This window comes from Micromonospora sp. NPDC005171, assembly GCF_040608575.1.
Lineage (GTDB): Bacteria > Actinomycetota > Actinomycetes > Mycobacteriales > Micromonosporaceae > Micromonospora.
On the sequence record NZ_JBEXIM010000007.1, the window covers coordinates 55,932 to 80,743 of the forward strand.

A 24,812-nucleotide genomic window follows, 5' to 3' on the forward strand; every position below is an offset into this window, starting at 1 on the left:
GTGGGTATGAGTTCCGTCGACATCGACCGCGATGAACCAATAGCGATCGTCGGGATGGGTCTGCGTTTTCCCGGCGGCATCAACTCTCCGCAGACGTACTGGGATTTCCTCGCCGCCGAGCGCAATGCGTTGCGCGAGGCGCCGCAGGAACGGTGGGACGGTTACGCCGCGATCAGCCCGGCGCACGCCGCAGCGACGCGGCGGGCGCTGAAGTACGGCAGCTACCTCGACGACGTGGCGGGCTTCGACGCCGAGTTCTTCGGGGTTTCCCCGCGCGAGTCCGAGCTGATCGACCCGCAGCAGCGCATCACCCTGGAGGTGGCCTGGGAGGCGCTCGAGCACGCAGGCATCCTGCCGCACTCGCTCGCCGGCAGCGACACCGCCGTGTTCATGGGTGTCTGCACCGATGACTACGGCCGCCGCATGCTGGAGGACCTACCTCGGCTGGAGGCGTGGATGGGCATCGGCTCGTCCATGTGCGGTGTGGCGAACCGGCTGTCGTACGTGCTGGACCTGCGCGGCCCGAGCGTCGCGGTCGACACGGCCTGCTCCGCCTCGCTGGTCGCCATTCACCAGGCCTGCCAGGCGCTCCGGCTCGGCGAGACGGACCTGGCGTTGGCCGGGGGCGTGATGTTGGTGGCCAGCCCGGCGTACCTGCTGGTGCTCGAGGCTGCCGGCGCGCTCGCGCCGGACGGCCGGTCCAAGGCGTTCGACGCGTCCGCCGACGGCTACGGCCGAGGCGAGGGCTGCGGGGTCCTCGCCCTGAAGCGGCTGTCGCAGGCGCGGCGTGACGGGGACCGGATCCACGCGTTGATCCGGGGCAGCGCGGTCTGCCAGGACGGGCGTACCAACGGCATCATGGCGCCGAGTCAGGAGGCGCAGGAGGAGTTGGTGCGCCGGGCCTGCCGGGCCGCCGGTGTGTCGCCCGCCTCGCTCGACTACGTGGAGGCGCACGGCACGGGCACCGGGCTGGGTGATCTCGTGGAGATCGGCGCCCTGTCCACGGTTGCCGGGGCCGACCGTTCACCGGAGGCTCCGCTGCTGGTCGGCTCGGTCAAGACCAACATCGGGCACCTGGAGGCCGCCTCCGGTGTCGCCGGCCTGATCAAGATGGTGCTCTCGATGCAGCACGGCGCGATCCCGGCCACGCTGTCCGCCACCGTGCCGAACACCGAGATCCCCTGGGAGACCTCCGGCCTGTCAGTGGTCGACAGGCTGACGCCGTGGCCGGACAACCCCGGCCCCCGGCGGTCCGGCACCGGCAACTACGGCTACGGCGGCACGATCGCCCACGTCATCATCGAGGAGGCTCCGCAGGAGACGAGCGCCGTTGCGCAGCCGAGCACCCCCACGAGTGTCGACGAGAGCGAGCGGGTCTATCCGCTCTCCAGCGCGACCCTCGCCGGCGTCGCCGCGAACGCGGGTGCGCTGGCCGACTGGGTGGAGCGTTCCGACGCGGACCTCGCCGACATCGGTCACACGCTGGCCCACCGCCGACAGGCGCTCAACGCCCGGGCCGCGGTCGTCGCCGCAGGCCGCGCCGAACTCGTCAACCGACTCCGCAAGCTCGCCACGGGTACGGCTGCCGCAGGCGTGGCCACCGGTACGCTCGCGCGTGGCGCCGCCGCCGACGCGGTGTGGGTGTTCTCCGGGCACGGGGCGCAGTGGGTCGGGATGGGCCGGGAACTGCTCGACAGTGAGCCGGCGATGGCCGAGACGATGGCTGAGCTGGGGCCGGTGTTCCGCGCCGAGCTGGGCTTCGATCCCCGCGTAGCCCTGCTGGAGGACGACTTCACCGAGGTCGGCCGGGTGCAGGCGATGACGTTCGCGATCCAGGTGGGGCTGACGCGGATCTGGGAGAGTTACGGCCTGCGTCCGGCGGCGATCGTCGGGCACTCGATCGGCGAGATCGCAGCCGCGGTCGCGGCCGGCATGCTCGACCTGCCGCAGGCGGCGCACCTGGTCTGTCGTCGGTCCCGGTTGCTGCGCCGGGTCGCCGGCCAGGGCGGCATGGCGATGGTGAACCTGCCGTTCGACGAGGTCACGGCCCGGCTGGCCGATGTCCCCGAGGTCACGGCGGCGGTCGCGGCGTCCCCCACGTCGACGGTGATCAGTGGTCCGTCCGCACTTGTCGACGAGATCGCCGACCGCTGGCGGACCGAGAACCTGGTCGTCCGCCGGGTCAACTCCGACGTCGCCTTCCACAGCCCCCAGATGGACGGGTTGGTCGACGACCTGCGAGCCGACCTCGCCAACCTGGTCAGCCGGCCGGCCACCGTGCCGGTGTACACCACCGCCCTGACCGATGCGCGCTCCACGGCGGAGCGGTCGGCCGACTACTGGGTGACCAACCTGCGCAACCCGGTGCGCTTCGAGCACGCGATCCGGGCCGCGGTCGACGACGGGCACCGGGTCTTCCTGGAGATCTCCGCACACCCGATCGTGCAGCACTCCGTCATCGACATCCTTGCCGTGGTCGGCGTCGAGGACGGGGTCATCGCGCACAGCCTGCGCCGGGAACGCCCGCAACGGCCGACCCTGCTGGAGAACCTCGGCGCCCTGCACTGCGCGGGTGTGCCGGTCGACTGGGCGAGCCTGCAACCCGGCGGTGACCTCGTCGCCGCCCCGACCAACGCGTGGCAGCACCGTCGGTACTGGATCGACAGCGCCCGGCCCGCGGCGGCCAACCTCGAACACGACGTCGAGACCCACACCCTGCTCGGGGCCCGTACCGCGGTGCAGGGCACCACGCCCGTACTGATGTGGCGGACGTTCCTCGACGACACGAACCGGCCGTACCCCGGCGGGCACGCGGTGCTGGGCACCGAGGTGATCCCGGCGGCGGCGACACTCAACACGCTGTTCCAGGCGGCCGAGAACGCGCCGCTGCGCGACGTCGCGCTGCGGGTGCCGATCGGCGTGCTGGTGCCCCACGAGATCCAGGTCGTCCGTCAGGACGGCACCGTGCGGCTCAGCTCCCGGCTCACCACCCAGCAGGACGACAAGTCCTGGCTCACCCACGCCAGCGCCGAGATCGCCGACGCGGCGCCGACGGCCGGTCGGGTCGACCCGGAGACGCTGCGCGCCGCGCACCCGGAGACGCTGGACCCCTCCTGTGTCTGGGACCGGCTCGCCGCGATCGGGGTGGTCGGTATCGGCTGGCCGTGGGAGGTCGAGGCCGTACGCCGACACGCGTCCGGCATGCTCGCGACAGTCGTCGCGGACCCCACCGGCGGTCAGTCGGAGCGGACCTGGGCTTCGCTCACCGACGCGGCGCTCTCGGTGGCGCCGGTCATCTTCCCCGGCGACCCGCTGTTGCGGATGCCGGGCTGGCTGACCGAGGCCACGCTGGTGTTGCCGCCGCCACCGAAGGCGTTGATCGCGGTACGGCTGATCGCTGGGTCCGACGACGAGGTGGAGGTCGACGTCGAGGTGCGGACCCTCGACGGTGACCTGGCCGCCCGGTTCACCGGCGTCCGGTTCGGCGCGGTGCGCAAGCAGGTGCTCATCGATCTCGGTCCCGAGGAGGAGCAGACCGCCGAGGAACAGGTCTGGCAGACGCTGTCCGGTCCGGAATTGCGGGACTTCGTGCTCGCCGCGGTCCGCGAGGTGGCCGCCGGTGAGGTACGCATCCCGTTGGAGGACCTCGACGTGCACCGGCCGCTGGCGGAACTGGGCGCGGACTCGCTGATGACGGTGGCTATCCAGCTGCGGTTGGAGCGGCGGTTCCGCACGCCGGTCCCGTCGACGCTGCTGTGGAACCGACCGACCGTGGCGGCGGTCGCCGAGTACCTGACCGACGAACTGACCGCCGACGTCAAGTAGCAGTCACAGAGGGGAGCGACCACCGTGCCCGAGCCTGATCCGCATGCCAGGATGATGGCGATCCTGCATGCGCCGCTGATCACGCAGATGGTGGTCGCCGTCGCCGAGCTGGGCATCGCCGACCAGCTCGCCGACGGGCCCCAACCGGTCGAGGCGTTGGCCGCGAAGGCCGACGCCCGTCCGGACGCCCTGCACCGGATTCTGCGGGCGCTGGCCGGCGTCGGTGTGGTCGCGCAACCGGAGCCGGGTGTCTACGGTCCGACGCCGTTGCTCGACACCCTGCGCACGGACGCGCCGGGCTCGCTCAACGCGTGGGCCCGGTTGTGGGGGCTGCCCGAGCGTCAGGCAGCCCTCACGGCCCTCACGCTCGGCCTGCGCGACGAACGTCCGCCGTTCGAACAGATCCACGACCTGTCCTGGTGGGCCCACCTCGAACGGCGACCCGAGCAGGCGGCGGTCTTCCGCGACGCGATGGGTGATCTCTCCCGCCAACTGCACGCGCAGGCGGTCGCCGCGTACGACTTCTCCGGCGTGCGCCGGGTCTGTGACGTCGGCGGTGGCACTGGCAGTCTGGTGGCCACTCTGCTGCGGTCGTACCCGACGCTGACCGCTGTGCTCCTGGACCGGCCTGCGGTCGTCGCGCACGCCGACGCGGTGCTCGATGCGGCCGGTGTCGCCGACCGGGTGACCGTCGAGAGTGGGGACTTCTTCACCGCGGTGCCCGGCGGCGCCGACGCGTACCTCCTGTCGATGATCCTGCACGACTGGACCGACGAGCAGGTCGTCACCGTGCTGACCAACGTGCGCCGGGTGATCGACCCGAACGGCCGCCTGTTCGTCGTCGACGCCGTCCTCCCGGAGGACGACCAGCCGCACGACGGCAAGCTGCGCGACATCATCATGCTCGCGCTGCATCCGGGGCGCGAGCGTACCGAGCGCGAGTTCGAGGCGGTGTTCGACCGCGCCGGCTTCCGGCTCGCCGAAACACGCGAGGTCTCGGCCTCGACCGGTTTGCTCGTCGCCGTCCCCGTGTAGCGCTCAGGAGAACCGATGACCACAGAGCAGGACAACAGACTGCCGCCGTCCGACATGCGTCAGCGGTGGGACACCGTGCCGTACCCGGCCGCCGCCGCGGACAGGTATCGCGCCGAGGGCCTGTGGCAGCCACGCACGATCCCGGGGGCGCTGCGGGAGACCGTGCGCGCCCATTCGGACCGCGTCGCCGTCGTCACGCCGGGCGTTCGGTGGACGTACGCGGACCTCGACCGGCACTCCGACGCGATCGCCGCGGGTCTGCTGGATGCCGGGTTGCATCCGGGCGAGTCGGTGATCCTGCAGATCACCAACAGCGCTCTCGCGGTGGCCACCTGGTACGGCCTGCTGAAGGCCGGCCTGATCCCGGTGTGCACGCTGGCGATCCACCGGCGCCACGAGATCGAGGAGATCGCGCGGCAGACCCGCGCCTCGGCCCATCTGGTGCAGGCCGATCTGCGCGGCTTCGACCTGGTGGCGTTCGCCGACGAGATCCGCAGGTTGGTGCCGAGCATCCGTCTGCTGGCCACCATCGGGGGCCGTCCCGGCGCGTCCGGTCAGGAACGGATCGAGGATCTCGTGGACCGCCCGCTGTCCGACGCGCAGGCGGCCCGGCTGGCGCAGATCGACGCGAACACCGACCTCGACGCGCCCGCGGTCTTCCAGCTCTCCGGTGGCACCACCGGCGTACCCAAGGTGATCCCCCGGCTGCACCCGGAATACTGGTACAACGCGGTCGCCACCGCCCGCTGGTGGGGTTTCACCCCGCAGGACCGGCTCGGGTTCGGCCTGCCCCTGGTGCACAACGCCGGCGCCACCAACGCGGTGCACGCCGCGCACTCGGTGGGCGCCGCGTTGCTGCTCGCCACACCCGTCGCCGACGATCTGCTGGCCCTGATGGACGACGAGCGGGCCACCTGGTTCATGAGCCCGCCCGGCCTGATGAACGAGTACCTGCGGCATCCACGGTTCGATGGCGCCTTCGCCAGCGTCCACAGTTGCGTGCTGACCGCGGCGAAGGTGTCCCGGGAGCTGTTCGACGCGATCGAGGCGCGCGGGGTGCACGTCACCCAGGCGTTCGGGATGACCGAGGGGTTGTTCCTGTTCACGCCACGCGACGCGTCGCCGCACCTGCGCGCCACCACGGTGGGCGTGCCGATCAGTCCGCTGGACGAGGTGGTCGTGCTGGAGCCCGGCACGCTGCGGCCGACGCCACCGGGGGAGATCGGCGAGCTGTGCGCGCGGGGTCCGTACACCGTGCCCGGCTATCTCGGCGTGCCGGTCGGCACCGACGCGGCGTTCACGCCGGACGGGTTCTACCGCAGCGGCGATCTGGTCTGCGCGCACCACCTGGACGGTCTGGTCGCCTACTCGATCGAGGGCCGGGTCAAAGATCTGATCAACCGGGGCGGTGAGAAGGTCAACGCCGAGGAGGTGGAGCGGATCCTGCTCGGTCACGAGTTGGTTGTCGACGCGGCGTTGGTGGCGATGCCGGACGAGCGGCTGGGGGAGCGCGCCTGCGCCTACCTGGTGTGTCGCCCGGACGGACCGTTGCCGACGCTCGACGACGTCCGGGACTACCTGGAGGAGTTCGGCCTGGCCCGGTTCAAGTGGCCGGAGCGGATCGAGTTCGTGGACGCGTTGCCGCGTACCCCGATCGGCAAGATCTCCAAGCAGTGGCTCCGTGAGGACATCGTGCGTCGCCTGGGTGGCCCACGCACCTGAGACCCGCAGCACCCCGAAGGCCGGCCGTACGTCAGTACGGCCGGCCTTCGTCGTCGTGTCCGCCGGAGAGTCGTAAATGAGTAGAAAGTGGCTTTGATGGCAAAATGCTGGTCGTGGCTCCGACCTACAGGTGAGGGGCACGCTTCGAGTGCCATGACGACCGGGTAGGAGGCAGACGATGAGCGATCTTCAGAAGCAGGTGCAGGTGCTGGTCGACGGGCTGGTGGACGACGGCGTCGAGGACGGCGCGCAGGTGGCCGTCTATCGCAACGGTGACCTGGTGGTCAACGTGGTGGCAGGGGTCGCGGACACGGCTGCCGGCCAACCTGTTCGGCCGGACACCCTCTTCTACTCGGCGTCGACGGGCAAGGCGGCGGCCTCCACCGTGGCGCACGCGCTGGTGGACGACGGTGTGTTCGACTACGACACCCGGGTCGCCGACCTCTGGCCGGAGTTCGCCGCGCACGGCAAGGGCGAGGTGCGGATCCGGCACGTACTGACACATTCGGCCGGCGTGCCGGCCGTCCCCGCGGACACCACGATCGAGCAGCTCACCGACTGGAACGGCATGTGTCAGCTCATTGCCGACATGGAGCCCTGGTGGGCGCCCGGCGAGCGGGTCGGCTACCACGCGGCCACCTTCGGCTACCTGATCGGCGAGGTCGTCCGCCGGGCCACCGGCAAGCCGATCTCGACAGTTCTCGCCGAACGCGTCGCCGGGCCCATCGGGATGGCCGACGAGTTGTTCTTCGGCGTGCCGCAGGAGCAACTCGGCCGGGTGGCCCGACTGACCGACGACCCGGGGGGCAAAGCCGCGTTCGCCTCGATGCCACCGGAATTTCCGCTGTTCAAGGCCGTTCCGCCGGCGATCGTGCCGAACGCGGACTTCGGCAACAGGGCGGACGTGCTGACCTCGGACATGCCGTTCGCCGGCACGATGAGCGCCCGGGCGATCGCGAAGATGTACGCGGCGCTCATCGGTGAGGTGGACGGCGTACGGCTGATCTCCCCGGAACGGCTGCGCGAGGCCACCACGCTGGCCACCGCCGGCCTCGACGACGAGATGACCGGCGGCACCTCGACCTGGGCGCTCGGCTACTGCCTGGGCTGGCCGGGCACCTCCGACCCGTCGGACCGACCGACGGTCTTCGGCATGGTGGGCATCGGCGGCAGCGCGGCGTTCGCCGACCGGGAGACCGGAGTTACCGTCGCGGTGACCAAGAACCGGTTCAACCCGATCGAGATGAACATCGTGCAGCGGGTCACCGAACTCGCCGACGAGGCGTTCGTCTGAGCCCTCCCGACGCTGGCCCGCTCGCGGCAGGAGTGGAAAAGCCTGTGAATCGATGACACATTTGGCGGCGCGGCTCCGACTGCACTATGAAGGGTGCCGATCCGGCACAGCCTCTTCGAAGGAGTTCTTCCGTGAAGTACATGCTGCTGATCCACGCGAACCCCGCAACTGTCACGGGACGGTCCGAAGCCGAGACCATGAAGGTCTACGCCGAGATCGACGCCATCACCAAGGAGCTGTCCGAGTCCGGTGAGCTGATTGGCGGCGAGGTCCTGGCCGACGTGTCGCAGTCGAAGGTGGTCCGTGTCACCGGCGGCGTCCCGGTGACCACCGACGGCCCTTTCGTCGAGGCCAAGGAGCACCTGGCCGGCTACCTGATCGTCGAGACCGACAGCGAGAAGCGCGCGATCGACATCGCGGCCCGGTGGCCGGACGCCAGTGAAGGCGGCGCCATGGAGGTCCGGCCCATCATGGACATCGGCGGAACCGAGATGTGAGGTGGGGCTGCGGGCCGGGCCACTCCGCTGTGGCCCGGCCCGCGCCCTCGCCGACGCCGCTGGTCAGTTCGGCAGCCCACGGACGAACGTCCGCAGGTCGGTGACCAGGAGGGCCGGCTGCTCAAGGGCGGGGAAGTGGCCGCCCCGGTCGTACTCCGACCAGTGCGCGAGCGTCGGCAGGATGCCCTCCGCGAAGCGCCGCACCGGTCGTACCGCGTCCTCCGGGAACGCCGCCACGCCGACCGGCATGGCCAGCGGCCACGGGCCACCCCAGGTCCGCGCGAAGTCGGCGTCGCGGTGCGTCGACTCGAAGTAGAGCTGCGCGCTCGACCCCGCGGTCGCCGTCAACCAGAAGATCGTGACCGTGGTGAGGATGTGCTCGCGGCTGATCGCGTCCTCCGGTGCCTTGTCGGCGGCGGACCACTCCTTGAACTTCTCCACGATCCAGGCGAGCTGCCCGACCGGGGAGTCGGTGAGCCCGTAGGAGAGCGTCTGCGGTCGCGTCGACTGGATCTTCTGCCAGCCCATGCCGTCCTGCTGGAAATCCAGCGCGAAGCCCAGTTTCGCCTGGTCGGCGGGGCTGAGTTCGGCGAACTCGGTAAAGTCCGGCGGCGGGAACGTCACGCACATGTTGAGGTGCACCCCGCGTACGTGCTCCGGGTCGGCCAGACCCACGCGCAGCGAGATCGGCGAACCCCAGTCACCACCCTGGGCCACGTACCTGTCGTAGCCGAGGTCCGCCATCAGCCTGGTCCACGCCCGGGCGACGCGCTCGGTGTCCCAGCCGGCCTGCCGGGTCGGCCCGGAGAAGCCGTACCCCGGGATGGTGGGGACGACGACGTGGAACGCGTCGGCCGCGTCGCCACCGTGAGCGGCCGGGTCGACCAGCGCGTCGATGATGTCGACGAACTCGAAGCCGGTGCTCGGCCAGCCGTGGGTGAGCAGCAGCGGCGTGGCGCCCGGCACCTGCGAGCGGACATGCAGGAAGTGCACCTGGGCGCCGTCGATCTCGGTGACGAACTGCGGTATCTCGTTGAGCCGACGCTGGGTGGCGGCCCAGTCGTAACCGGCGTGCCAGTACTCGGCCAGGTCCCGCAGGTAGCCGACCGGTACGCCACGGCTCCACCCCACGTCGGGGATCTCGTCCGGCCACCGGGTCGCGGCGATCCGTCGGCGCAGGTCGTCGATGTCGGACGGTGGAACGTCGATCTGGTACGGGCGCATCGTCCTACCTCTCGGGTTGTGGCCGGCTGACCGGGGCAGCCGCCAGGGTCTGCGCCGGCGGCGGTACGGGCCGACCGGCCTTGCGCAGCACGCGGACGATCCGGTCGGGGCGGAGCAGGCTGGTTGGCGGGTCGATCAGGCCGGCCACCCGGATGAAGCCGTTGGTCAGTTCCGCGTCGTGCACGGCGGCCCGCTGGTACCGGGCGACGTACGCGTTGATCGTGCGGACCTTCGCGGTGCGACGGCCCTGAACTCCCGCGTAACCGAGGTCGGCGCTGGCCGAGAAGTCCCACGGTGAGTCGATCTCGGCGGCGATTCTGCGGAAGAACTCCCGCCAGTGCGGGATCGCGCCCTGGCGCAGAAGGTCGCCGAGCACCACCGACTCGACCGCGGCCACTGTCATGCCCTGGGCGTAGATCGGGTTGAAGCTGCACACCGCGTCGCCGAGCACCAGGAACCGCTCCGGGAACCGGGTCAGGTGCTCGTAGCGGCGACGGACGCTCGCCGGGTAGCGGAACTGCACCGGATCGTCGAGAGGCTCGCAGTCGGCGAGCACCTTGGCGATCTCGGGCACCGGCACCGAGCGGACGAACTCACCGAAACCCTCCGGGTCGGTGGGCGGGTGGTCGCCGAGAATGCCGGTCAGCGACAGCTCCAGCCGGTTGTCGTCGCCGGGCAGGCGGTAGAAGAACGCGCCGCGCGGCTGCGCCGGCGTGGCAGCCGGGATGATCGCCAGGTCGCTGCCGAACGGGTCGTACGGCGCCTGGTAGTGCCGCGTCGTGTAGGCGAGGTCGATCTTCACCTTGTCCTCGGTGGGCCGCGCGTACCCCAGCTCCGCCAACCAGGCCGGCGTGCGCGAGCCCCGGCCGGTGGCGTCGATGACCAGGTCGGCGTCGAGCACCTCGGGAGCGCTGCCGGGTGTCTGCGCCTGGATCCGCGCGCCGGTCACGGTCGCGCCGTCCGCGGTGACCGCCAGCCCGAGGACGTCGCGCTTCTGCAGGAACCGGACGTTGGGAATGGCCTGCACCCGCTTGCGCAGGTGGTATTCGAGCACGGGTCGGGTGGCGGGCACCGAGAGCAGCCCGGAGGTCGACGGCTTGAGCCGCTGCCCACCGAAGATCCACTGGATGTCGCCGTTGAAATCACCGGGCTTGACGCCGGCGTTGACCAGGTCGGCCATCAGGCCGGGGAACTGCCGTTCGAAGATCTGCTGGCCCTTCGCGACAAGCCCGTGCGCGTGCCGACCGTGCGGAACTCCCCGCCGGTACGTCGGGTTGTCCACGACCTCGTCGCGGTCGACGAGCACCACGTCGTCGAACACCTCGGCGAGTTCCTTCGCCGCGAGCAGCGCCCCGAGGCTGGCGCCGAGCACGACCACACGATCGCCCACCTTCCGGCCCATGGTCACCGCCCTCCCTCGATCGCGGTCAGTGCCGCGTCCGGCCGGGTCAGCAGCTCGCGCAGCAGGTGCAGGTAACGGGCGACGAGGTCGTCGATCGTCTTCTGATCGAACAGGTGGGCGCTGAACCCGATCGCGCCGACGATGTCGTCGGACGGGCCGAGATGCAGCGACCAGAGGATGCCGTCGGGCATGTCGGAACCGACCGGCTGGGAGATGACCCGCCGCCACACCGCCGAGTACTCCAGGTCGCCCACCCGCTCGCGCTCCATCACGAACGGCGGCTGGATGACCTGGAAGAGGCAGGGCACGACGCCGGGCCCGACCGACGCCATCAGCTCGGGCGCCTCCTGCAGGACGTGCAGCAGCGGCACCTCGTGGGAGTACGCGCCGAGGCAGGTGGCGCGGGTCCGGGTGACCACGTCGCGGAAGGTGGTGGCGTCGGACAGGTCGGTCCGCAGCGGAACGAAGTTGAAGAACGAGCCGACCGTCTCCTGGAACCGACCGTGCCCGCGTCCGGGAGTGAATGTCGGCACGGTCAGGTCGGTGCTGCCGGTCCAGCGGCTCGCCAGCACGTAGAAGGCGGCCAACAGCACCATGAACGGTGAGGTGTGCGTGTCGGCCGCGAGGGCCGTGGTCGCCGACCGGAGCTCGGCGTCGGTGACGAAGCGGTGCCAGGTGGTGGTTGGCACGGTGTCGGCCGCCAACTCCCGGTCCGCCCCGGTCACCATGATCCGCCCGCCGGCCAGCTTGTCCCGCCAGTACTCCCGGGCCGCCGCCAGCCGTGGGCTGTCCGCCTCGTCGTGCTGGGCGGCGATGTACTCGCGGTACTGCGGGGCCGTGCCCGCGGTGGGTGTCTCCCCGCCGGCCCGCTGGGCGTACGAGCGAGCCAGGTCGCGCAGGATGATCTGCATCGACCAGGCGTCGGCCGCCGAGTGGTGCGTGGTGAGGATCAGCACCGAGTCCGTCTCGTCGAAGCGCCCCAGCGTGGCCCGCAGCAGGGGCAGGTCGTGCACGTCGAGCGTGCCGGCCTCGATCTCGTTGATCAGCTCCTCGGCGCGGCGCTCGCGGTCGGCGGGGTCGACCCCCGGCAGGTCGCGGACGTCCACCTTCGGCGAGGTCACCGGCAACACCCGCTGCCCGTGCTCGCCGTCGCGCAGTACCGACGTCCGGAGGGCCTCGTGCTGCCCGATCACGTCCGCCAGCGCCAGTTCGAGGGTTTCCACGTCGACCCGGCCGTGCACTCGCCAGCCGTCGGCGATCAGGTAGTGCGGCCCGAACGGGCCGGTGGTCTCGCCTGTGTCGAACAGCAGGAGGAACTCCTGCTGCAGGGAGAGCGGGAGATCCGCGGTCGCCGGGGGTGGTTGCTGCGAAATGGTCATGAGCGCGCTCCTCACGGGAGAGATTGGGCGGAGTCAGTCCACGACGAACTGACGTGGCCCGGGCGGACCCGCCCGCAGGCCGAGGCAGTCGGCGTTGTAGTCGTCGAGCAAGTGCTGGGCCTGCTCGGACGCGCGGGCGAAGCGGTCCGACGGGTCCGCGTCGTGCAGCAGGATGTCCTCCATCGCGTGCGTCATCAGGCCCTGAATGCGGGGAAACTCGCCGAGTACGGCCCCGCGCGCGGCAGGTGAACCGTCGGTCGCCAGCAACTGCTCGATGGCGACCCTCTGATGTGGCCGCTCGTCGAACCAGCCGTCGCCGGCCAGCAGGTCGATGGCCGTCGTGGTGACCGGGATGAACCAGGTCGCCTTGTGCCGCTCGGCGACGGCCCGCGGGTCGAGCAGGTGTTGCAGGAACGCGAGCGCGCCGTCTCGGACCGCCGGCTGCACGCTGTCGGTGAGCCAGATCGCGTCACCGCCGACGATGTTGCCCGCGTAGCGGACCTCGCCGTTGTGCGGCATCCGGCCGACCTCGACGGTGAAGCCGTGGTCGCGGCCGGCCTGGATCAGCCACTCCGCCTCGACCGAGGAGCTGAGGACGAACGCCACCCGCTGCTCGGCGAACGCGGCGAAGTTCTCCTGCCAGGCCCGGCCGGTGTTCTCGCCGTACGCCTGCCCGCCGGTGTAGTGGTAGTGGCCGTCGCGGTACAGACCGCGCCACCACTGCGCGAAGGCCACCATCTCGGGCACGGCGAGGTCGACCTTCTCGGCGCGACCGTCGCGGCCGTTGGCGTGGTCGGCGAGCAGGCCACCCTGCTGGGCGACCGCCTGCTGGAAGATCCATCCGTGGTTGGGCCAGGTGATCGCCGGTCCGCCGGTGTGCGCGCTGACCGCCTTGCAGGCGGCCGTCACCTCGGCCCACGTGGTCGGCAGCGCTGTCACTCCCGCCGCCGCGAGCAACGTGGTGTTGGCGTACAGCAGGGTGGTCGAGACCAGCGGGGGAGCCGCGAGCAGCAGGCCGTCCGCCGAGTAGTACCCCCGCGCCGGGGCCACGATGTCGTCGGTGACCACCGGCTCGCCGAGCACTGTGGTGCGCTCGGCGAGCGCCGTCGCGACCGGCCGGAACAGCGGTGCGCCGTGCACGTCGCGCATGTCCCGGGCCAGTTGCGTGGAGGTGTGGAAGTACTGCACGAGGGCCGGGGCGGCGCCACGTCGGGCCGCGGCGTCCACGTCGGCGGGCAACGTCTTGTAGCTCGACTCGCGGATCCGGACCCGGTAGTCGGGGTGGGCGTCGTGAAAGCTCGCGGCCAGGGCCCGGATCCCGCCCACGTAGTCGGGCACGGCCGGGTAGCTGGGCAGCCAGATGTCGATGCTGATGGGCTCGGCGTCCGTCCTCACGCAACAGTCCTCCGGCAGTTCGATGGGGGTCGCCCAAAGGTTGCCCGCCGATGCGGGGAGCGGTCATCTCCGCGATTGCTACGCCGCGCGGTGGCCGGCGACTGCGCACGACGGAAGTCGTCCCGAGCACCTGTTCGCGGCAGACCCTGTGTACGCCGGAAAGACATGTCGAAAACCGCGCGTCGGCTTCGACATGGCGGTAGAGGGGCCTCGGGGCGTCGAAGACCGCCGCGCAGGCTCATGAGGCCGAGAAGGGATCGACACGATGGATAACTCCACGTCGGCGCCAGCGAACGACCTGGCGGGACGTAAGGAATGGATCGGGTTGGCGGTGCTGGCGCTGCCGGCGATGCTTGTGGCGATGGATATCGGCGCGCTGTTCCTGGCGCTGCCGCATCTCAGCGCGGACCTCGGCGTCAGCAGCGTGGAGCAGCTGTGGATCATCGACATCTACGGCTTCCTGCTGGCCGGCTTCCTGCTCACCATGGGCACCCTCGGTGACCGGGTCGGGCGCCGTCGACTGCTCATGATCGGCGCGGTCGCCTTCACGGTGGCCTCGGTGCTCGCCGCGTACGCCAACAGCGGCACCACCCTGATCATCGCGCGGGCGTTGCTGGGCATCGCCGGCGCGACCTTGTCGCCGTCGACGCTGGCGCTGATCACCAACATGTTCCGCAACGAGAAGCAGCGGGGCGTCGCGATCTCGATCTGGGCGTCCGCGCTTTTCGGTGGCACCGCGATCGGGCCGATCGTCGGCGGCGTGATGGTCGAGCACTTCTGGTGGGGCTCGGTGTTCCTGCTCGGTGTGCCGTTCATGATCGTGCTGCTGGCCACCGGGTTCGTGCTGCTGCCCGAGTACCGCGACCCCAACGCGGGCAAGTTCGACCTGTTCAGCGTGGTGCTGTCGCTCGGTGCGATCCTGCCGGTGGTGTACGGCGTCAAGGAGTTCGCCGCGAGCGACTCGGACAACCCGGTCGTCGCGGGCGGCGCGATCCTGCTCGGCCTGGTGGTCGGCTGGATCTTCGTCCGCCGCCAGTCCCGGCTGGAGCACCCGTTGATCGACCTCACGATGTTCCGGAGCGCCTCGTTCAGCGGCACCCTGGTCACGATGATGTTCGCCTCGGCCGCGCTCGCCGGCGTCAGCCTGATGAGCACGCAGTACATCCAGAGCGTCGAGGGCCTGTCGCCGGCCGCGTCCGGCCTCTGGCAGGCGCCCACCGGTCTGGGCATCGCGATCGGCAGCATGGCCACGCCGATGCTGATGAAGTCGCTCAAGCCGGCCACCGCAATCATTATCGGCCTCGGCATCTCCCTGGTGGCGATGCTGGTGCTGACCCAGGCCGGCAGCTCCGGCTGGCTGATCGCGATCGTCGTCGCTGTCGCGCTCGTCGCGCTCGGCACCGGTCCGCTGTTCACCCAGGGCACCGGCATGGTGGTCAGCTCCGTACCCCCGGAGAAGGCCGGCTCGGCCGCGTCGCTCTCCGAGACCAGCAACGTGTTCGGGTCGACGCTGGGCCTCGCGCTGTTGGGCAGCATCGGTGCCGCCGTCTACCGCGACCGGATGGCCGACGCGCCGTTGACCGACGTACCCCCGGAGATCGCCGACGTGTCCCGGGAGAACGTCGCCGCGGCGACCGCCGCCGCCGACTCGCTGCCGGGCAACCTGGCCACCGCCCTCCGCGACGTCGCCGGCGAGGCGTTCACCACCGCGATGAACGTGGTGGCCGGCGTCGAGGCGCTGCTGGTCGTCGCCCTGATCGTGCTGGTGGCGCTGACGCTGCGGAAAAAGACCGCCGCGCAGACGCCCGGACCCGACCCGACGGCGTCGTCCGCGCCTGCCTCGTCGCCTGCGTCTTCGTCGTCGTCGGAGACCGTGCCCACCACCGGTGCCGTCTAGGCACCCCGATACGCCAACGGCGGCCGCCCATCCCCCCGGGCGACCGCCGTTGGTGCGTCCGCTGCCTAGCGCAGCATCGTCGTTCCGGGGCTGGCGTCGAGGCGGAACAGGCCGGTGGGATCGACGCGGGTGCGGACCCGGTCCGCCCGGTCGATCTGCTCCGGGTCGAGGTGCCGTTGCGGCTGCTGCCAGCTCTCCACGAACGTCGGCGCGGTGCGACCGGTGTCCCAGGGTGCCAGCGCCGCCCGGACGACAGCGCAGTGTTTCTCGATCGTCGCGGTGGCCTCGGGGCCGTCCGGGATCGCGTTGCCCAGGTACGAGTAGCGGGCGTCGTAGTGGTCGAGCGCCCCACCCCGCGGGTCCGGAACGGCCAACGCGCCACCGAGCTGGCGCAGCTCCGCCGTGATCAGCGGCGATCCCGAGCCGGTCGCCGCCAGGAACGCGGCCGACGCCCGCTCGTCGAGGTCCGCGAGCAGCAGATGGTCGCCGACGATCGGCACCGGCTCGTCAGGCCCGAGCTGAGCGCGGACCACCTCGGCCGGCGTACACGGCAGCCACGACTCGACCACCGGGGCGGCCACCGCGCGCAGGTCGTCCAGCAGCTCGGTCAGCCCGCTCGGCGCGTCGTCGACTCGTACCTCGGTCGCCGCCACCCCGATCATCGTTCCGCTCCTCAGCTCGGCCGGCACCATGGGTACGTCCGGCAGGTTGAGCACCTGGAACGCGCTGGTGACCTCCCACGGCGCCGTCGCGGCCCACCGGGTCCACCGCCTCAGCAGCTCCGCCGCGTGCGCCACCGGCCAGTACGCCGAACCGGTGACCACCGGCCGCGCCGGGAACAGCCGTATCTCCACCGCGACCACCACCCCGAACCCACCGCCGCCACCCCGCAGGGCCCAGAACAGCTCCGGGTCGTGGTCGGCGTCGACGCGGTGCAGGCCACCGTCGGCGGTGACCAGGTCGACGGCCGTCACACTGTTGGCCGCGAGCCCGACCAGCCGCCCGTACACACTGACGCCGCCGCGCAGCAGGTAGCCGACGGCGCCGACGTCGGCCGACGAGCCGTGCGGCGCGGCCAGGTCGTACGGTGCCGCCGCGTCGACGACGGCGCCCCAGCGGGTGCCGGCGGGAATCAGCGCGGTGCGGCGCACCGGGTCGATCTGCACCCCACCGTCCATCTCCGTACGCACCAGCACCGAGCCGCTCATCTCCCGCGCCGCCGCGGCGCCGTGGCCGGTGCTGTGCACCCGCACCGGCATGCATGCCGTCCGGGCGTACGCGAGCACGTCCCGCAGCTCAGCGAGGGTGCGCACGGTGCGCGCGGCGGCCGGTCGGGGTGCTCCGTGCAGGTTGAACACCGTCGTGGCGTGCTCGTAGGCCGGATCGTGGGGGAAGTACACCTCGCCTGCCATCGTGGCTCCCTGGGTGGTGTGGACCGCTCAGTCGGGCAGCCGCACCGACAGACCGTGCCGGAAGACGTCCCGGGGGTCGTAGCGGCGCTTGACCCGCTGGAGGCGGGGATAGTTGTCCTTGAAGTAGAGGGTGTGCCAGGGCACGCCGGAGGTGTTCCACTCCGGGTCGGCCAGGTCGACGTCGGGGTAGCTGATGTAGGAGCCGTCACTGACGTCGCCGGACACCGGGACACCACCGCTCTCCGCGTAGACGTCCCGGTAGAACGCGCGGACCCAGGCGGTGTTGACGGCGTCGTCGTCGGGTGACTGCCAGGCGCCCGCGCTGTACGACGCCTTCACCACGCTGTCCCGCTGCGCCGCGGCGGTGGCGTCCGACGGGACCGCGTTGACCTGTCCGCCGAACGCGGTGAGCACGATGCCGGCCGCCGGGTTGGCGTACTCCGGGTCGGCAAGGTAGCGGAAGATCGTCGCCAGTTGCTTGTCGGTGTAGCCCCGGCGCAGATAGCCGGCCTTGTTCTTGTAGCGCCCCTTCGGGTCGCTGGGCCAGCTGTACGAGGGCATCCAGCTCGCCATCCAGTCGACCACGTCCCGGTCGACGGACCGGGGGGTCAACCCGGTGCCGTCCCCGATCGCCGCGAGCTGGTCGTCGAGCATCCGGGCGGCACCCTCGACCGCGTCGTCGACCACAGCGGTGAGCGCCACGATGCCGGCCGAGCGGTGCATGACGATGAGGTTGCTCCACAGCTGGGTTTCCGGTGCGCCGACGGCGCTGTGCCGCTCCAGCCAGCCGCAGTAGTTCGCGATGAGTCGGGTCAGCGCGTCCTCGGTCATCCCGTCCCACGACCACAGCACGTCGCAGCGGCGGATCCGGCGGGGCGCCGTGGGCAGCAGGCGCGACGGGTCGTCGGAGTCGACTCCCGGGCTGCGCAACCAGAACCGGGTGACCACGCCGAAGCTGCCGCCACCGCCGCCCGCGGTCGCCCACCACAGGTCGTGGTGCGGGTCGTCGGGCTCCCGGGTGGCGACCACCACGTCGACGGTGCCCGACTCGTCGACGACGACCACCTCCACCGCGTACAGGTGGTCGACGACCAGTCCGTCGCGGCGGGACAGGTGGCCGTAGCCACCGCCGGTGATGTGGCCGCCGACGCCGACCTCGAAGCAGGTGCCGCCGGGAATCGTGACGCCCCAGGTGTCGTGCAGGATCGGGTAGAGCGCCCCGAGGGTGATGCCGGCCTCGACCATGATGGCCCGCCGCTGCGGGTCGTAGGACACCGCGCTCATCGGCGCGAGGTCGATCAGGACCTGGATCTCGGGGTTGGCGAAGAAGTCCTCGAAGCAGTGGCCGCCACTGCGCACCGCCACCCGCCGTCCCGAGTCGACGGCCTCCTGTACGGCGGCGGCGACCTCGGTGGTGGTGCGGACCTGACGGACGTGGTCCGGGCGGCCGGTGAACCGGTGGTTGTATCCCTCGACGAGTGCGGCGTAGCGCGGGTCGTCGGGCAGGATGTCGGTCATGTGGGTGGGTCCCTCCGCTGGGCGACGACCATCAGACCCTCACATTTGCGGGCCGGCGGACGCATCTCTGATCGTGCGAACAGGACGGCCGCCCCACCGACAGCGGGCGGGGCGGCCGCTTCGTCCACCACGTCGGACGCGCTCAGGTCCGGGCGGGGCTTTCCAGCACCGCCGGGTCGGCGTCCGGGTCGGTGAGCAGGATGTGGGGGTCCTCCATCTCGTACCAGCCCACGCCCGGCGGGCAACGGTCGTAGCCGAGCAGGCGCTGGACCTCCTCGGGGAGCGTGAGCACGACGTCGCGCGGCACCGCCAGGAACTGGTTCTCCTCCTGCCGCAGGTTGCCGAGGTCGTAGGAGACGGTGAGGCTGGTCCGCGGCTCGGCGGAGACGTTGCCGCCGCCGCCGTGGTACACGCCGCCCAGCCAGAGCAGCGCCGACCCGGCGGGCATCGCGGCCGGGATCGCCTCGCTGTAGCGCGGGGCACGCTCGTCGTCCCAGTGATGGCTGCCCGGGATCACGAGGGTGGCGCCGTTCTCCTGGGTGAACTCGCTCAGCGCGAGCATCAACTGCACCCGCGTCGTCGGGCCCGGGTGCCGACGCAGGTGCAGCGAGTCGTCGCGGTGCAGCGGCTGACGCCCCTGCCCCGGGTCGATCTGGATGGCCTGGGTCGCGCTGATCTGGATGTTGGGCGTCATCTCGATGCGGGCCTGACCGACCCACATGTGCACCGGCTTCTCCATGATCTGCCGCGCCGCGCCCAGATACAGCGGGTGCAGGAAGATCGGGGTCAGGTGGCTGGTACGCCGGAACAGCGACGAGACCCGTCGGGTCAGGTGACCGTCGTAACCGCTCTTGCTGTAGCGCGTGCCGTCGAGCAGGGGGCCCAGGTCTTCCCAGAGGCCGTCGAGCGTGGTCTGGTCGACGAAGTTCTCGATGATGATGCAGCCGTCGCGCTCCAGCACGGTGACCACGTCGTCGAGGGGGGCATCGGACGTCACCCGGACGAACTCCACCATGGTCGGACTACCTTCCTCGGGCTTCGGCCTTCGCGACGATGTCGCGCGTGAAAGTGGCCAGGTTCGGATCTTCGAAGAGGTCACCGAGGTCCATCTGGACGCCGATCTCCTCCTGGACGCGGGCGACGATCCGCACGGCGGAGATGGACTGCCCGTTCAGCTCGAAGAACGTTCCGTCGGTCCGGTCGGCGGGGACGTTGAGAACGTCCCGCCAGATGGATTCGACCTGCTTCTCGATATCGGTGACGGTCAGCGTGCCGGGTGGGTCGATCGGCATGGGAATCCTCCCGAGATAAGAGCTGATGGTTGCCGCACGGGTCGGCCGGCGAATTCGGCGACCCCCACCGCATATGATGTCGGTGATATCGCCGAATGTGTTCTTCGCTATTGCGCTCTCGTTGGCCGAATTCGAATGGGCCCAGACAGAATGACGGCCGGGCCCGGAGCGATTGCCGCATCCAGGCCCGGCCGCGCCGGTTACCCCTGTTACAGGTACTGCGTGTTCGGCCCCATTCCGCACAGAATCCGGCCGTACAGTTCGAGGTTGGTGTTGGGGTGCATGATCGCGTGCAGATTCAGCGTCTGCACGTCGCGCTGGATCCGCTGGATCGGCACGTGCTGGTAGACCGAGGATCCTCCGCTGGCCGTGCGGAGCACGTCGACGGCGTCCTTGGCCGCCTGGCAGGCGGCGCCGAGGTCGAGGCGCGCCTTGGCGCGCTCCTCGAGTGTCCACTCCTCGCCCGACTTGCCCTTGCGGTCCACCCGGTCGGCGGCGCGGTACTCGTGGAACTCGGCCTGGTCGATCTTGATTTCGGCCTCGGCCACCTGGAGGTGGGTCAGCGGCGCCTGGCTCTGGTCGGGATAGTCGGTATAGGTGATCTTCCGGCCGGGGAGCCGCTCGAAGAACGCCTCCTTGGCGGCCCGGGCCAGGCCCAGCGCGGTCGCGCCGACGGTCGCGCAGGCCACCGGCATGAACGGGCCGCCCCACATGGTGGCGTTCGGGTCCAGCTGCAGCGGGTGCTGACCCATGATGATCGGGACCATCGACATGACGCGCTCCTCGGGCAGGAACACGCCGTCGGCGACCGTCGAGACGCTGCCGGAGCCGCGCAGGCCCGACGTGTGCCAGTCGTCGATGATCTGCAGGTCGGCCATCGGGATCAGGGTCATGATCGGTTCGTAGCCCCCGTCGGGGGTGGGTCGAACGGCGGCGTTGGCGTTCCACTGGCTCTGCGTGGCGCCGGTGTTGAACGACCACTTGCCGTTGAGCAGGTAGCCGCCCTCGGTCGGGACGGCCACCGCGGTCGGGCTGAGGATGCCACTGATCCGGACCGACGGGTCGGCAAAGACCTCCTTCCGCACCGAGTCCGGGAAGAGGCCGGTGATCCAGCTGCTGATGTGCCAGACCGCCACGGTCCAGGCGGCTGAGCCGTCACCGCGGGCCAGTTCGGCGATGACCTCGACGACGGTGCGAGTGTCGGACTCGTAGCCGCCGAACCTCTCGGGCACCCGCATCCGCAGGATGCCCGCGTCACTCAACGCCTCCACGACCTCGTCGTGCAGTCGGCGATTGTCCTCGCTCCACTGGGCGTGCCGGGCCAGCAACGGCACCAGCTCCGCGGCCGCGCGGACGAGGTCGGCGCGGGGCGGAGCGTCGGTGATCGACATCGATCCTCCTCGAAATGGTTGGGGAGTCCGTGAATTGCGCGTCGGAACTGACGGCGGACGCCCATCTGACCCTTGCACCACCGCTGCCGCCACGCATCTTCCGGAGTGCGCTGCTCCCGACCGGGGCAAGAGCCGAACCGGCGCAATATGGAAGGTGCGCCGTTCCGCTTCGGGCAGGTGATATTGACTTCCGTCGTAGCGGCCCTGCTGCGTCCGTCGTCGAAGGGGTATCCGATATGGAACGGTTCCGGGTGGACATTCTTCAGGAGGACGTGGACGATCTCCGCCGCCGACTGCGGGAAACCCGCTGGCCCGTGCTCTTCGACGCCGGCTGGGACCGCGGCGTGCCCGTCGACTACCTACGCGAACTCGTGGACTACTGGTGCGACGGGTTCGACTGGCGCGCGATGGAGCGACGCATCAACGAGGTGCCACAGTTCGTCACCACGATCAACGGCTCGCCGGTGCACTTCCTGCACGTACGCTCACCGGAGCCGAACGCCACTCCGATGATCATCACGCACGGCTGGCCCGGCTCGGTGACCGAGTTCCTCGACGTGATCGGCCCGCTGACCGACCCCGTCGCGCACGGCGGGGACGCGGCCGACGCCTTCCATCTGGTGATCCCGTCGATGCCGGGATTCGGGTTCTCCGGGCCGATGCCGGCGCCCGGCTGGAACAACCTCACGGTCGCCAAGGCCTGGGCGGAGCTGATGAGCCGGCTCGGCTACGACCGCTATCTCGCCCAGGGCGGCGACTTCGGCGCCGGCATCTCGTACGCGTTGGCCCAGATCGACGCGGAACACGTCGTGGGTCTGCACCTGAACACGCTGGTCACCACGCCGGCGGCGGACGGCTCGGACGTGCTCGATGAGGAGGATCGGCGGCGCCTGGCCCGCTCGCAGCGTTTCCTCGACGTGCTGGCCGGTTCGATGAAACTGCAGGCGACCCGGCCGCACACCATCGCGTACGCGCTGAGCGACTCGCCTGTCGGTCAGCTCGCCTGGATCGTGGAGAAGTTCAAGGACTGGGCCGACTCCGGAAAGGTTCCCGAGGACGCTGTCGATCGGGACCGGATCCTGGCCATCGTCTCGATCTTCTGGTTCACCGGCACCGCGGGCTCGTCGGCGCAGTTCTACTACGAGACCGTCGACTACCTGCCGATCTCGAACCCCACCGTGCGGTACGCCCCGATCCGGCAGCCGCTCGGCGTCGCGGTGTTCCCGCAGGGTGTGTTCCTGCCGATCCGCCGGTTCGTCGAGCGCGACTTCCCGACCTTGGTGCACTGGTCGGAGTTCGACCGTGGTGGCCACTTCGCGGCCCTGGAGGAGCCCGACCTGTTCGTCGGCGACGTGCGGGCGTTCGCCCGCGTCGTGCGGGCCGGCTCGTGACGCACACCGAACCCCGGGTCGACGACTTCCGGGCGGTGGGGGAGCGGCTGCGCAACTGGGGTCGCTGGGGCCCGGACGACGAGCGCGGCACCGTCAACCTCATCACACCGGAGCGGCTCGTCGCGGCCGGCCGACTGATTCGCGCGGGACGGACCTTCGACCTGGGGATCAACCTGGACGACAAGGGGCCGCAGAACGGCCGCTTCCGCAGCAACCCCGTACACCTGATGTCGGAGACCGGCGCGGAGCAGGTGTTTCCCGGTGGCTTCCGGTACGCCGACGACTTCCTGTTCATGCCGATCCAGGCATCGTCGCAGTGGGACGCGCTGGCCCACGTCTTCTACGACGGTCAGTTCTACAACGGCTTTCCCGCCGACGAGTTGACCGTCAAGGGCGCCGCCCGCTGCGGAATCGACCGGCAGGGCAAGGGGATCGCGGGTCGGGGTGTGCTGCTCGACATCCCCGCGGTGCGCGGCGTGCCGTGGCTGGAGGTCGGCGACGTCATCACCCCCGCCGATCTGGACGCGGCCGTCACCCGGCAGGGCGGCGTGGACGTCGGTCCGGGAGACATCCTGCTGGTCCGTACCGGTTGGCGGCGCAAGTTCGTCGAGCAGGGGCAGGACGCCGGATTCATGGCCGGGGAACCCGGCCTGGGGCTGGCCAGCTGCCAGTGGCTGCGGGACCGCGACGTCGCCGCGGTCTGCGCGGACAACTGGGCGGTCGAGGCGTTGCCGGGCGAGGACCCGGACGCCTTCCTGGCCGTGCACATGGTGTTGATCCGGGACATGGGCCTGACGCTCGGCGAGATCCTCGACTTCGAGGAGCTGACCGAGGACTGCCGGGCCGACGGGGTGTGGGAGTTCTTCTTCGCGGCGCCGCCGCTCAAGATCACCCGGGCTGTCGGTTCGCCGATCAACCCGCTCGCCATCAAGTGATCCGACCGCCCTGAAACGGGGAAGCCATGGGACGCCATCTCTTCACGTCCGAATCGGTGACCGAGGGTCACCCCGACAAGATCGCCGACCAGATCAGCGACGGCGTTCTCGACGCGTTGCTGGCTGCGGACCCACACAGCCGGGTCGCCGTCGAAACGCTCATCACCACAGGTCAGGTGCACGTCGCCGGCGAGGTGACCACCAGCGCCTACACCGACATCCCGACGATCGTCCGGGAGACGATCCTGGGCATCGGGTACGACTCGTCGCACAAGGGTTTCGACGGAGCGTCCTGCGGCGTCAGCGTGTCGATCGGCGCACAGTCGCCCGACATCGCCCTCGGGGTCGACCAGGCGGGCGCCGCGCAGGGCGCGGGCGACCAGGGGATGATGTTCGGCTTCGCGTGCGATCAGACGCCGGAGCTGATGCCGCTGCCGATCGCGCTGGCCCACAGGTTGTCCCGCCGGCTCACCGCCGTGCGCAAGGACGGCCGGCTGCCGTACCTGCGGCCGGACGGCAAGACCCAGGTCACCATCGAGTACGACGCCGGGCGTCCGGTGCGGGTCGACACAGTGGTGGTGTCCGCTCAGCACGCCGCCGACATCTCGCTGGAGTCGATGCTGAGCCCGGACGTCCGGGACAACGTCGTGCTGCCGGAACTGGAACCGCTCGACCTCGATGTGGACAACCTCCGTCTGCTGGTCAACCCCACCGGGCGGTTCGAGATCGGTGGCCCGATGGGTGACGCGGGACTGACCGGTCGGAAGATCATCGTCGACACCTACGGCGGGTACGCCCGCCACGGTGGCGGCGCCTTCTCCGGCAAGGATCCGTCCAAGGTGGACCGTTCGGCGGCGTACGCGATGCGGTGGGTGGCGAAGACCATCGTGGCCGCCGGCCTGGCGCGGACGTGCGAGACCCAGGTGGCGTACGCGATCGGCGTCGCCGAGCCGGTGAGCCTGTCGATCGAGACGTTCGGTACCGAGAGAGTCGCGCCGGAGCGGATCGAGAAGGCCGTGGCGGAGGTGTTCGACCTGCGTCCGGCGTCCATCATCCGGGACCTTGACCTGCTCCGGCCGGTCTATCGCTCGACGTCGGCGTACGGGCACTTCGGTCGGGAGCTGCCCACGTTCACGTGGGAGGACACCAGCCGGGCCGAGAGTCTGGCGTCGCTTGCCGCGTAGCGCCTGCGCTCCGAGAGCG

Annotated in this window: 18 protein-coding genes; 9 read left to right on the forward strand and 9 right to left on the reverse strand. The window is 70.6% G+C overall.

The genetic code is table 11. From position 1 onward, the window contains the following. Window positions 1–6: 6 nt before the first annotated feature. From ABZU74_RS12695 to ABZU74_RS12715, 5 genes are all read left to right on the forward strand, one after another. Window positions 7–3,825: a beta-ketoacyl synthase N-terminal-like domain-containing protein gene (locus ABZU74_RS12695; RefSeq protein ID WP_355422426.1), complete on the forward strand. Its 3,819-nt coding sequence runs from the start codon at window positions 7–9 to the stop codon at window positions 3,823–3,825. A 54-nt stretch (window positions 3,826–3,879) separates the two neighbouring features. Then, entirely contained in the window at window positions 3,880–4,860 is a 981-nt protein-coding gene (locus ABZU74_RS12700) for a methyltransferase (protein ID WP_355422069.1), read from the forward strand. Between the two features lie 15 nt (window positions 4,861–4,875). After that, entirely contained in the window at window positions 4,876–6,582 is a 1,707-nt protein-coding gene (locus ABZU74_RS12705) for an AMP-binding protein (RefSeq protein ID WP_355422072.1), read from the forward strand. Window positions 6,583–6,760: 178 nt separating this feature from the next. Further along, window positions 6,761–7,876, forward strand: coding sequence for a serine hydrolase domain-containing protein (locus tag ABZU74_RS12710; RefSeq protein ID WP_355422075.1), 1,116 nt, complete (start codon window positions 6,761–6,763; stop codon window positions 7,874–7,876). 140 nt (window positions 7,877–8,016) lie between these two features. Then, window positions 8,017–8,373 carry a YciI family protein gene (locus ABZU74_RS12715; RefSeq protein WP_355422429.1) on the forward strand — a complete coding sequence of 119 codons (357 nt, stop codon included), beginning with the start codon at window positions 8,017–8,019 and terminating at the stop codon, window positions 8,371–8,373. 63 nt (window positions 8,374–8,436) lie between these two features. Here ABZU74_RS12715 and ABZU74_RS12720 read toward each other — a convergent pair whose 3' ends face one another. The 4 genes from ABZU74_RS12720 to ABZU74_RS12735 are packed head-to-tail and all read right to left on the reverse strand — an operon-like array spanning window position 8,437 to window position 13,773. Continuing rightward, window positions 8,437–9,597, reverse strand: a complete 1,161-nt coding sequence (locus ABZU74_RS12720; RefSeq protein ID WP_355422078.1) for an epoxide hydrolase family protein — start codon at window positions 9,595–9,597, stop codon at window positions 8,437–8,439. Window positions 9,598–9,601: 4 nt separating this feature from the next. Next, on the reverse strand, window positions 9,602–10,999 hold the full coding sequence (locus ABZU74_RS12725) for an FAD-binding monooxygenase (protein ID WP_355422432.1): 1,398 nt from the start codon (window positions 10,997–10,999) through the stop codon (window positions 9,602–9,604). 2 nt (window positions 11,000–11,001) lie between these two features. Continuing rightward, complete coding sequence (locus ABZU74_RS12730) at window positions 11,002–12,378, reverse strand: condensation domain-containing protein (protein WP_355422081.1); 1,377 nt, start codon at window positions 12,376–12,378, stop codon at window positions 11,002–11,004. 33 nt (window positions 12,379–12,411) lie between these two features. Beyond that, a complete protein-coding gene (locus ABZU74_RS12735; RefSeq protein ID WP_355422084.1) occupies window positions 12,412–13,773 on the reverse strand; it encodes an extracellular solute-binding protein in 1,362 nt (453 codons plus the stop codon). A 265-nt stretch (window positions 13,774–14,038) separates the two neighbouring features. On the opposite strand from ABZU74_RS12735, the gene ABZU74_RS12740 reads away from it, so the two are divergent. Beyond that, window positions 14,039–15,670, forward strand: coding sequence for an MFS transporter (locus tag ABZU74_RS12740; RefSeq protein ID WP_355422086.1), 1,632 nt, complete (start codon window positions 14,039–14,041; stop codon window positions 15,668–15,670). Window positions 15,671–15,735: 65 nt separating this feature from the next. On the opposite strand, the gene ABZU74_RS12745 is transcribed toward ABZU74_RS12740, so the two are convergent. From ABZU74_RS12745 to ABZU74_RS12765, 5 genes are all read right to left on the reverse strand, one after another. Continuing rightward, window positions 15,736–17,082, reverse strand: a complete 1,347-nt coding sequence (locus tag ABZU74_RS12745; protein WP_355422089.1) for an FAD-binding protein — start codon at window positions 17,080–17,082, stop codon at window positions 15,736–15,738. Between the two features lie 27 nt (window positions 17,083–17,109). Further along, on the reverse strand, window positions 17,110–18,600 hold the full coding sequence (locus ABZU74_RS12750; RefSeq protein WP_355422092.1) for an FAD-binding protein: 1,491 nt from the start codon (window positions 18,598–18,600) through the stop codon (window positions 17,110–17,112). Window positions 18,601–18,742: 142 nt separating this feature from the next. Beyond that, the gene (locus ABZU74_RS12755; RefSeq protein WP_355422095.1) at window positions 18,743–19,615 is read right to left on the reverse strand and encodes a phytanoyl-CoA dioxygenase family protein; all 873 of its coding nucleotides are present in this window, start codon (window positions 19,613–19,615) and stop codon (window positions 18,743–18,745) included. A gap of 7 nt (window positions 19,616–19,622) precedes the next feature. Beyond that, the gene (locus tag ABZU74_RS12760) at window positions 19,623–19,892 is read right to left on the reverse strand and encodes a phosphopantetheine-binding protein (protein ID WP_355422098.1); all 270 of its coding nucleotides are present in this window, start codon (window positions 19,890–19,892) and stop codon (window positions 19,623–19,625) included. A 209-nt stretch (window positions 19,893–20,101) separates the two neighbouring features. Next, the gene (locus ABZU74_RS12765; RefSeq protein ID WP_355422100.1) at window positions 20,102–21,283 is read right to left on the reverse strand and encodes an acyl-CoA dehydrogenase family protein; all 1,182 of its coding nucleotides are present in this window, start codon (window positions 21,281–21,283) and stop codon (window positions 20,102–20,104) included. A 236-nt stretch (window positions 21,284–21,519) separates the two neighbouring features. Between ABZU74_RS12765 and ABZU74_RS12770 the strand changes: the two genes are divergently transcribed. From ABZU74_RS12770 to metK, 3 genes are read left to right on the forward strand one after another with little or no spacing between them, the layout of a single operon-like run. Then, the gene (locus ABZU74_RS12770; protein WP_355422103.1) at window positions 21,520–22,674 is read left to right on the forward strand and encodes an epoxide hydrolase family protein; all 1,155 of its coding nucleotides are present in this window, start codon (window positions 21,520–21,522) and stop codon (window positions 22,672–22,674) included. Next, window positions 22,671–23,609: a cyclase family protein gene (locus tag ABZU74_RS12775; protein WP_355422106.1), complete on the forward strand. Its 939-nt coding sequence runs from the start codon at window positions 22,671–22,673 to the stop codon at window positions 23,607–23,609. Before ABZU74_RS12770 ends, ABZU74_RS12775 begins: the two co-directional genes overlap by 4 nt. Window positions 23,610–23,635: 26 nt before the next feature. Further along, the gene (gene metK / locus ABZU74_RS12780; protein ID WP_355422109.1) at window positions 23,636–24,793 is read left to right on the forward strand and encodes a methionine adenosyltransferase; all 1,158 of its coding nucleotides are present in this window, start codon (window positions 23,636–23,638) and stop codon (window positions 24,791–24,793) included. Window positions 24,794–24,812 lie beyond the last annotated feature (19 nt).

Coding starts and splice junctions, on each gene's coding strand:
- ABZU74_RS12715 (WP_355422429.1), top strand. CDS start 8,017: ATGCTGCTGATCCACGCGAACCCCGCAACTGTCACGGGACGGTCCGAA.
- ABZU74_RS12725 (WP_355422432.1), bottom strand. CDS start 10,999: ATGGGCCGGAAGGTGGGCGATCGTGTGGTCGTGCTCGGCGCCAGCCTC.
- ABZU74_RS12730 (WP_355422081.1), bottom strand. CDS start 12,378: ATGACCATTTCGCAGCAACCACCCCCGGCGACCGCGGATCTCCCGCTC.
- ABZU74_RS12720 (WP_355422078.1), bottom strand. CDS start 9,597: ATGCGCCCGTACCAGATCGACGTTCCACCGTCCGACATCGACGACCTG.
- ABZU74_RS12765 (WP_355422100.1), bottom strand. CDS start 21,283: ATGTCGATCACCGACGCTCCGCCCCGCGCCGACCTCGTCCGCGCGGCC.
- ABZU74_RS12750 (WP_355422092.1), bottom strand. CDS start 18,600: ATGACCGACATCCTGCCCGACGACCCGCGCTACGCCGCACTCGTCGAG.
- metK (WP_355422109.1), top strand. CDS start 23,636: ATGGGACGCCATCTCTTCACGTCCGAATCGGTGACCGAGGGTCACCCC.
- ABZU74_RS12745 (WP_355422089.1), bottom strand. CDS start 17,082: ATGGCAGGCGAGGTGTACTTCCCCCACGATCCGGCCTACGAGCACGCC.
- ABZU74_RS12705 (WP_355422072.1), top strand. CDS start 4,876: ATGACCACAGAGCAGGACAACAGACTGCCGCCGTCCGACATGCGTCAG.
- ABZU74_RS12695 (WP_355422426.1), top strand. CDS start 7: ATGAGTTCCGTCGACATCGACCGCGATGAACCAATAGCGATCGTCGGG.
- ABZU74_RS12770 (WP_355422103.1), top strand. CDS start 21,520: ATGGAACGGTTCCGGGTGGACATTCTTCAGGAGGACGTGGACGATCTC.
- ABZU74_RS12710 (WP_355422075.1), top strand. CDS start 6,761: ATGAGCGATCTTCAGAAGCAGGTGCAGGTGCTGGTCGACGGGCTGGTG.
- ABZU74_RS12700 (WP_355422069.1), top strand. CDS start 3,880: ATGGCGATCCTGCATGCGCCGCTGATCACGCAGATGGTGGTCGCCGTC.
- ABZU74_RS12760 (WP_355422098.1), bottom strand. CDS start 19,892: ATGCCGATCGACCCACCCGGCACGCTGACCGTCACCGATATCGAGAAG.
- ABZU74_RS12755 (WP_355422095.1), bottom strand. CDS start 19,615: ATGGTGGAGTTCGTCCGGGTGACGTCCGATGCCCCCCTCGACGACGTG.
- ABZU74_RS12740 (WP_355422086.1), top strand. CDS start 14,039: ATGGATAACTCCACGTCGGCGCCAGCGAACGACCTGGCGGGACGTAAG.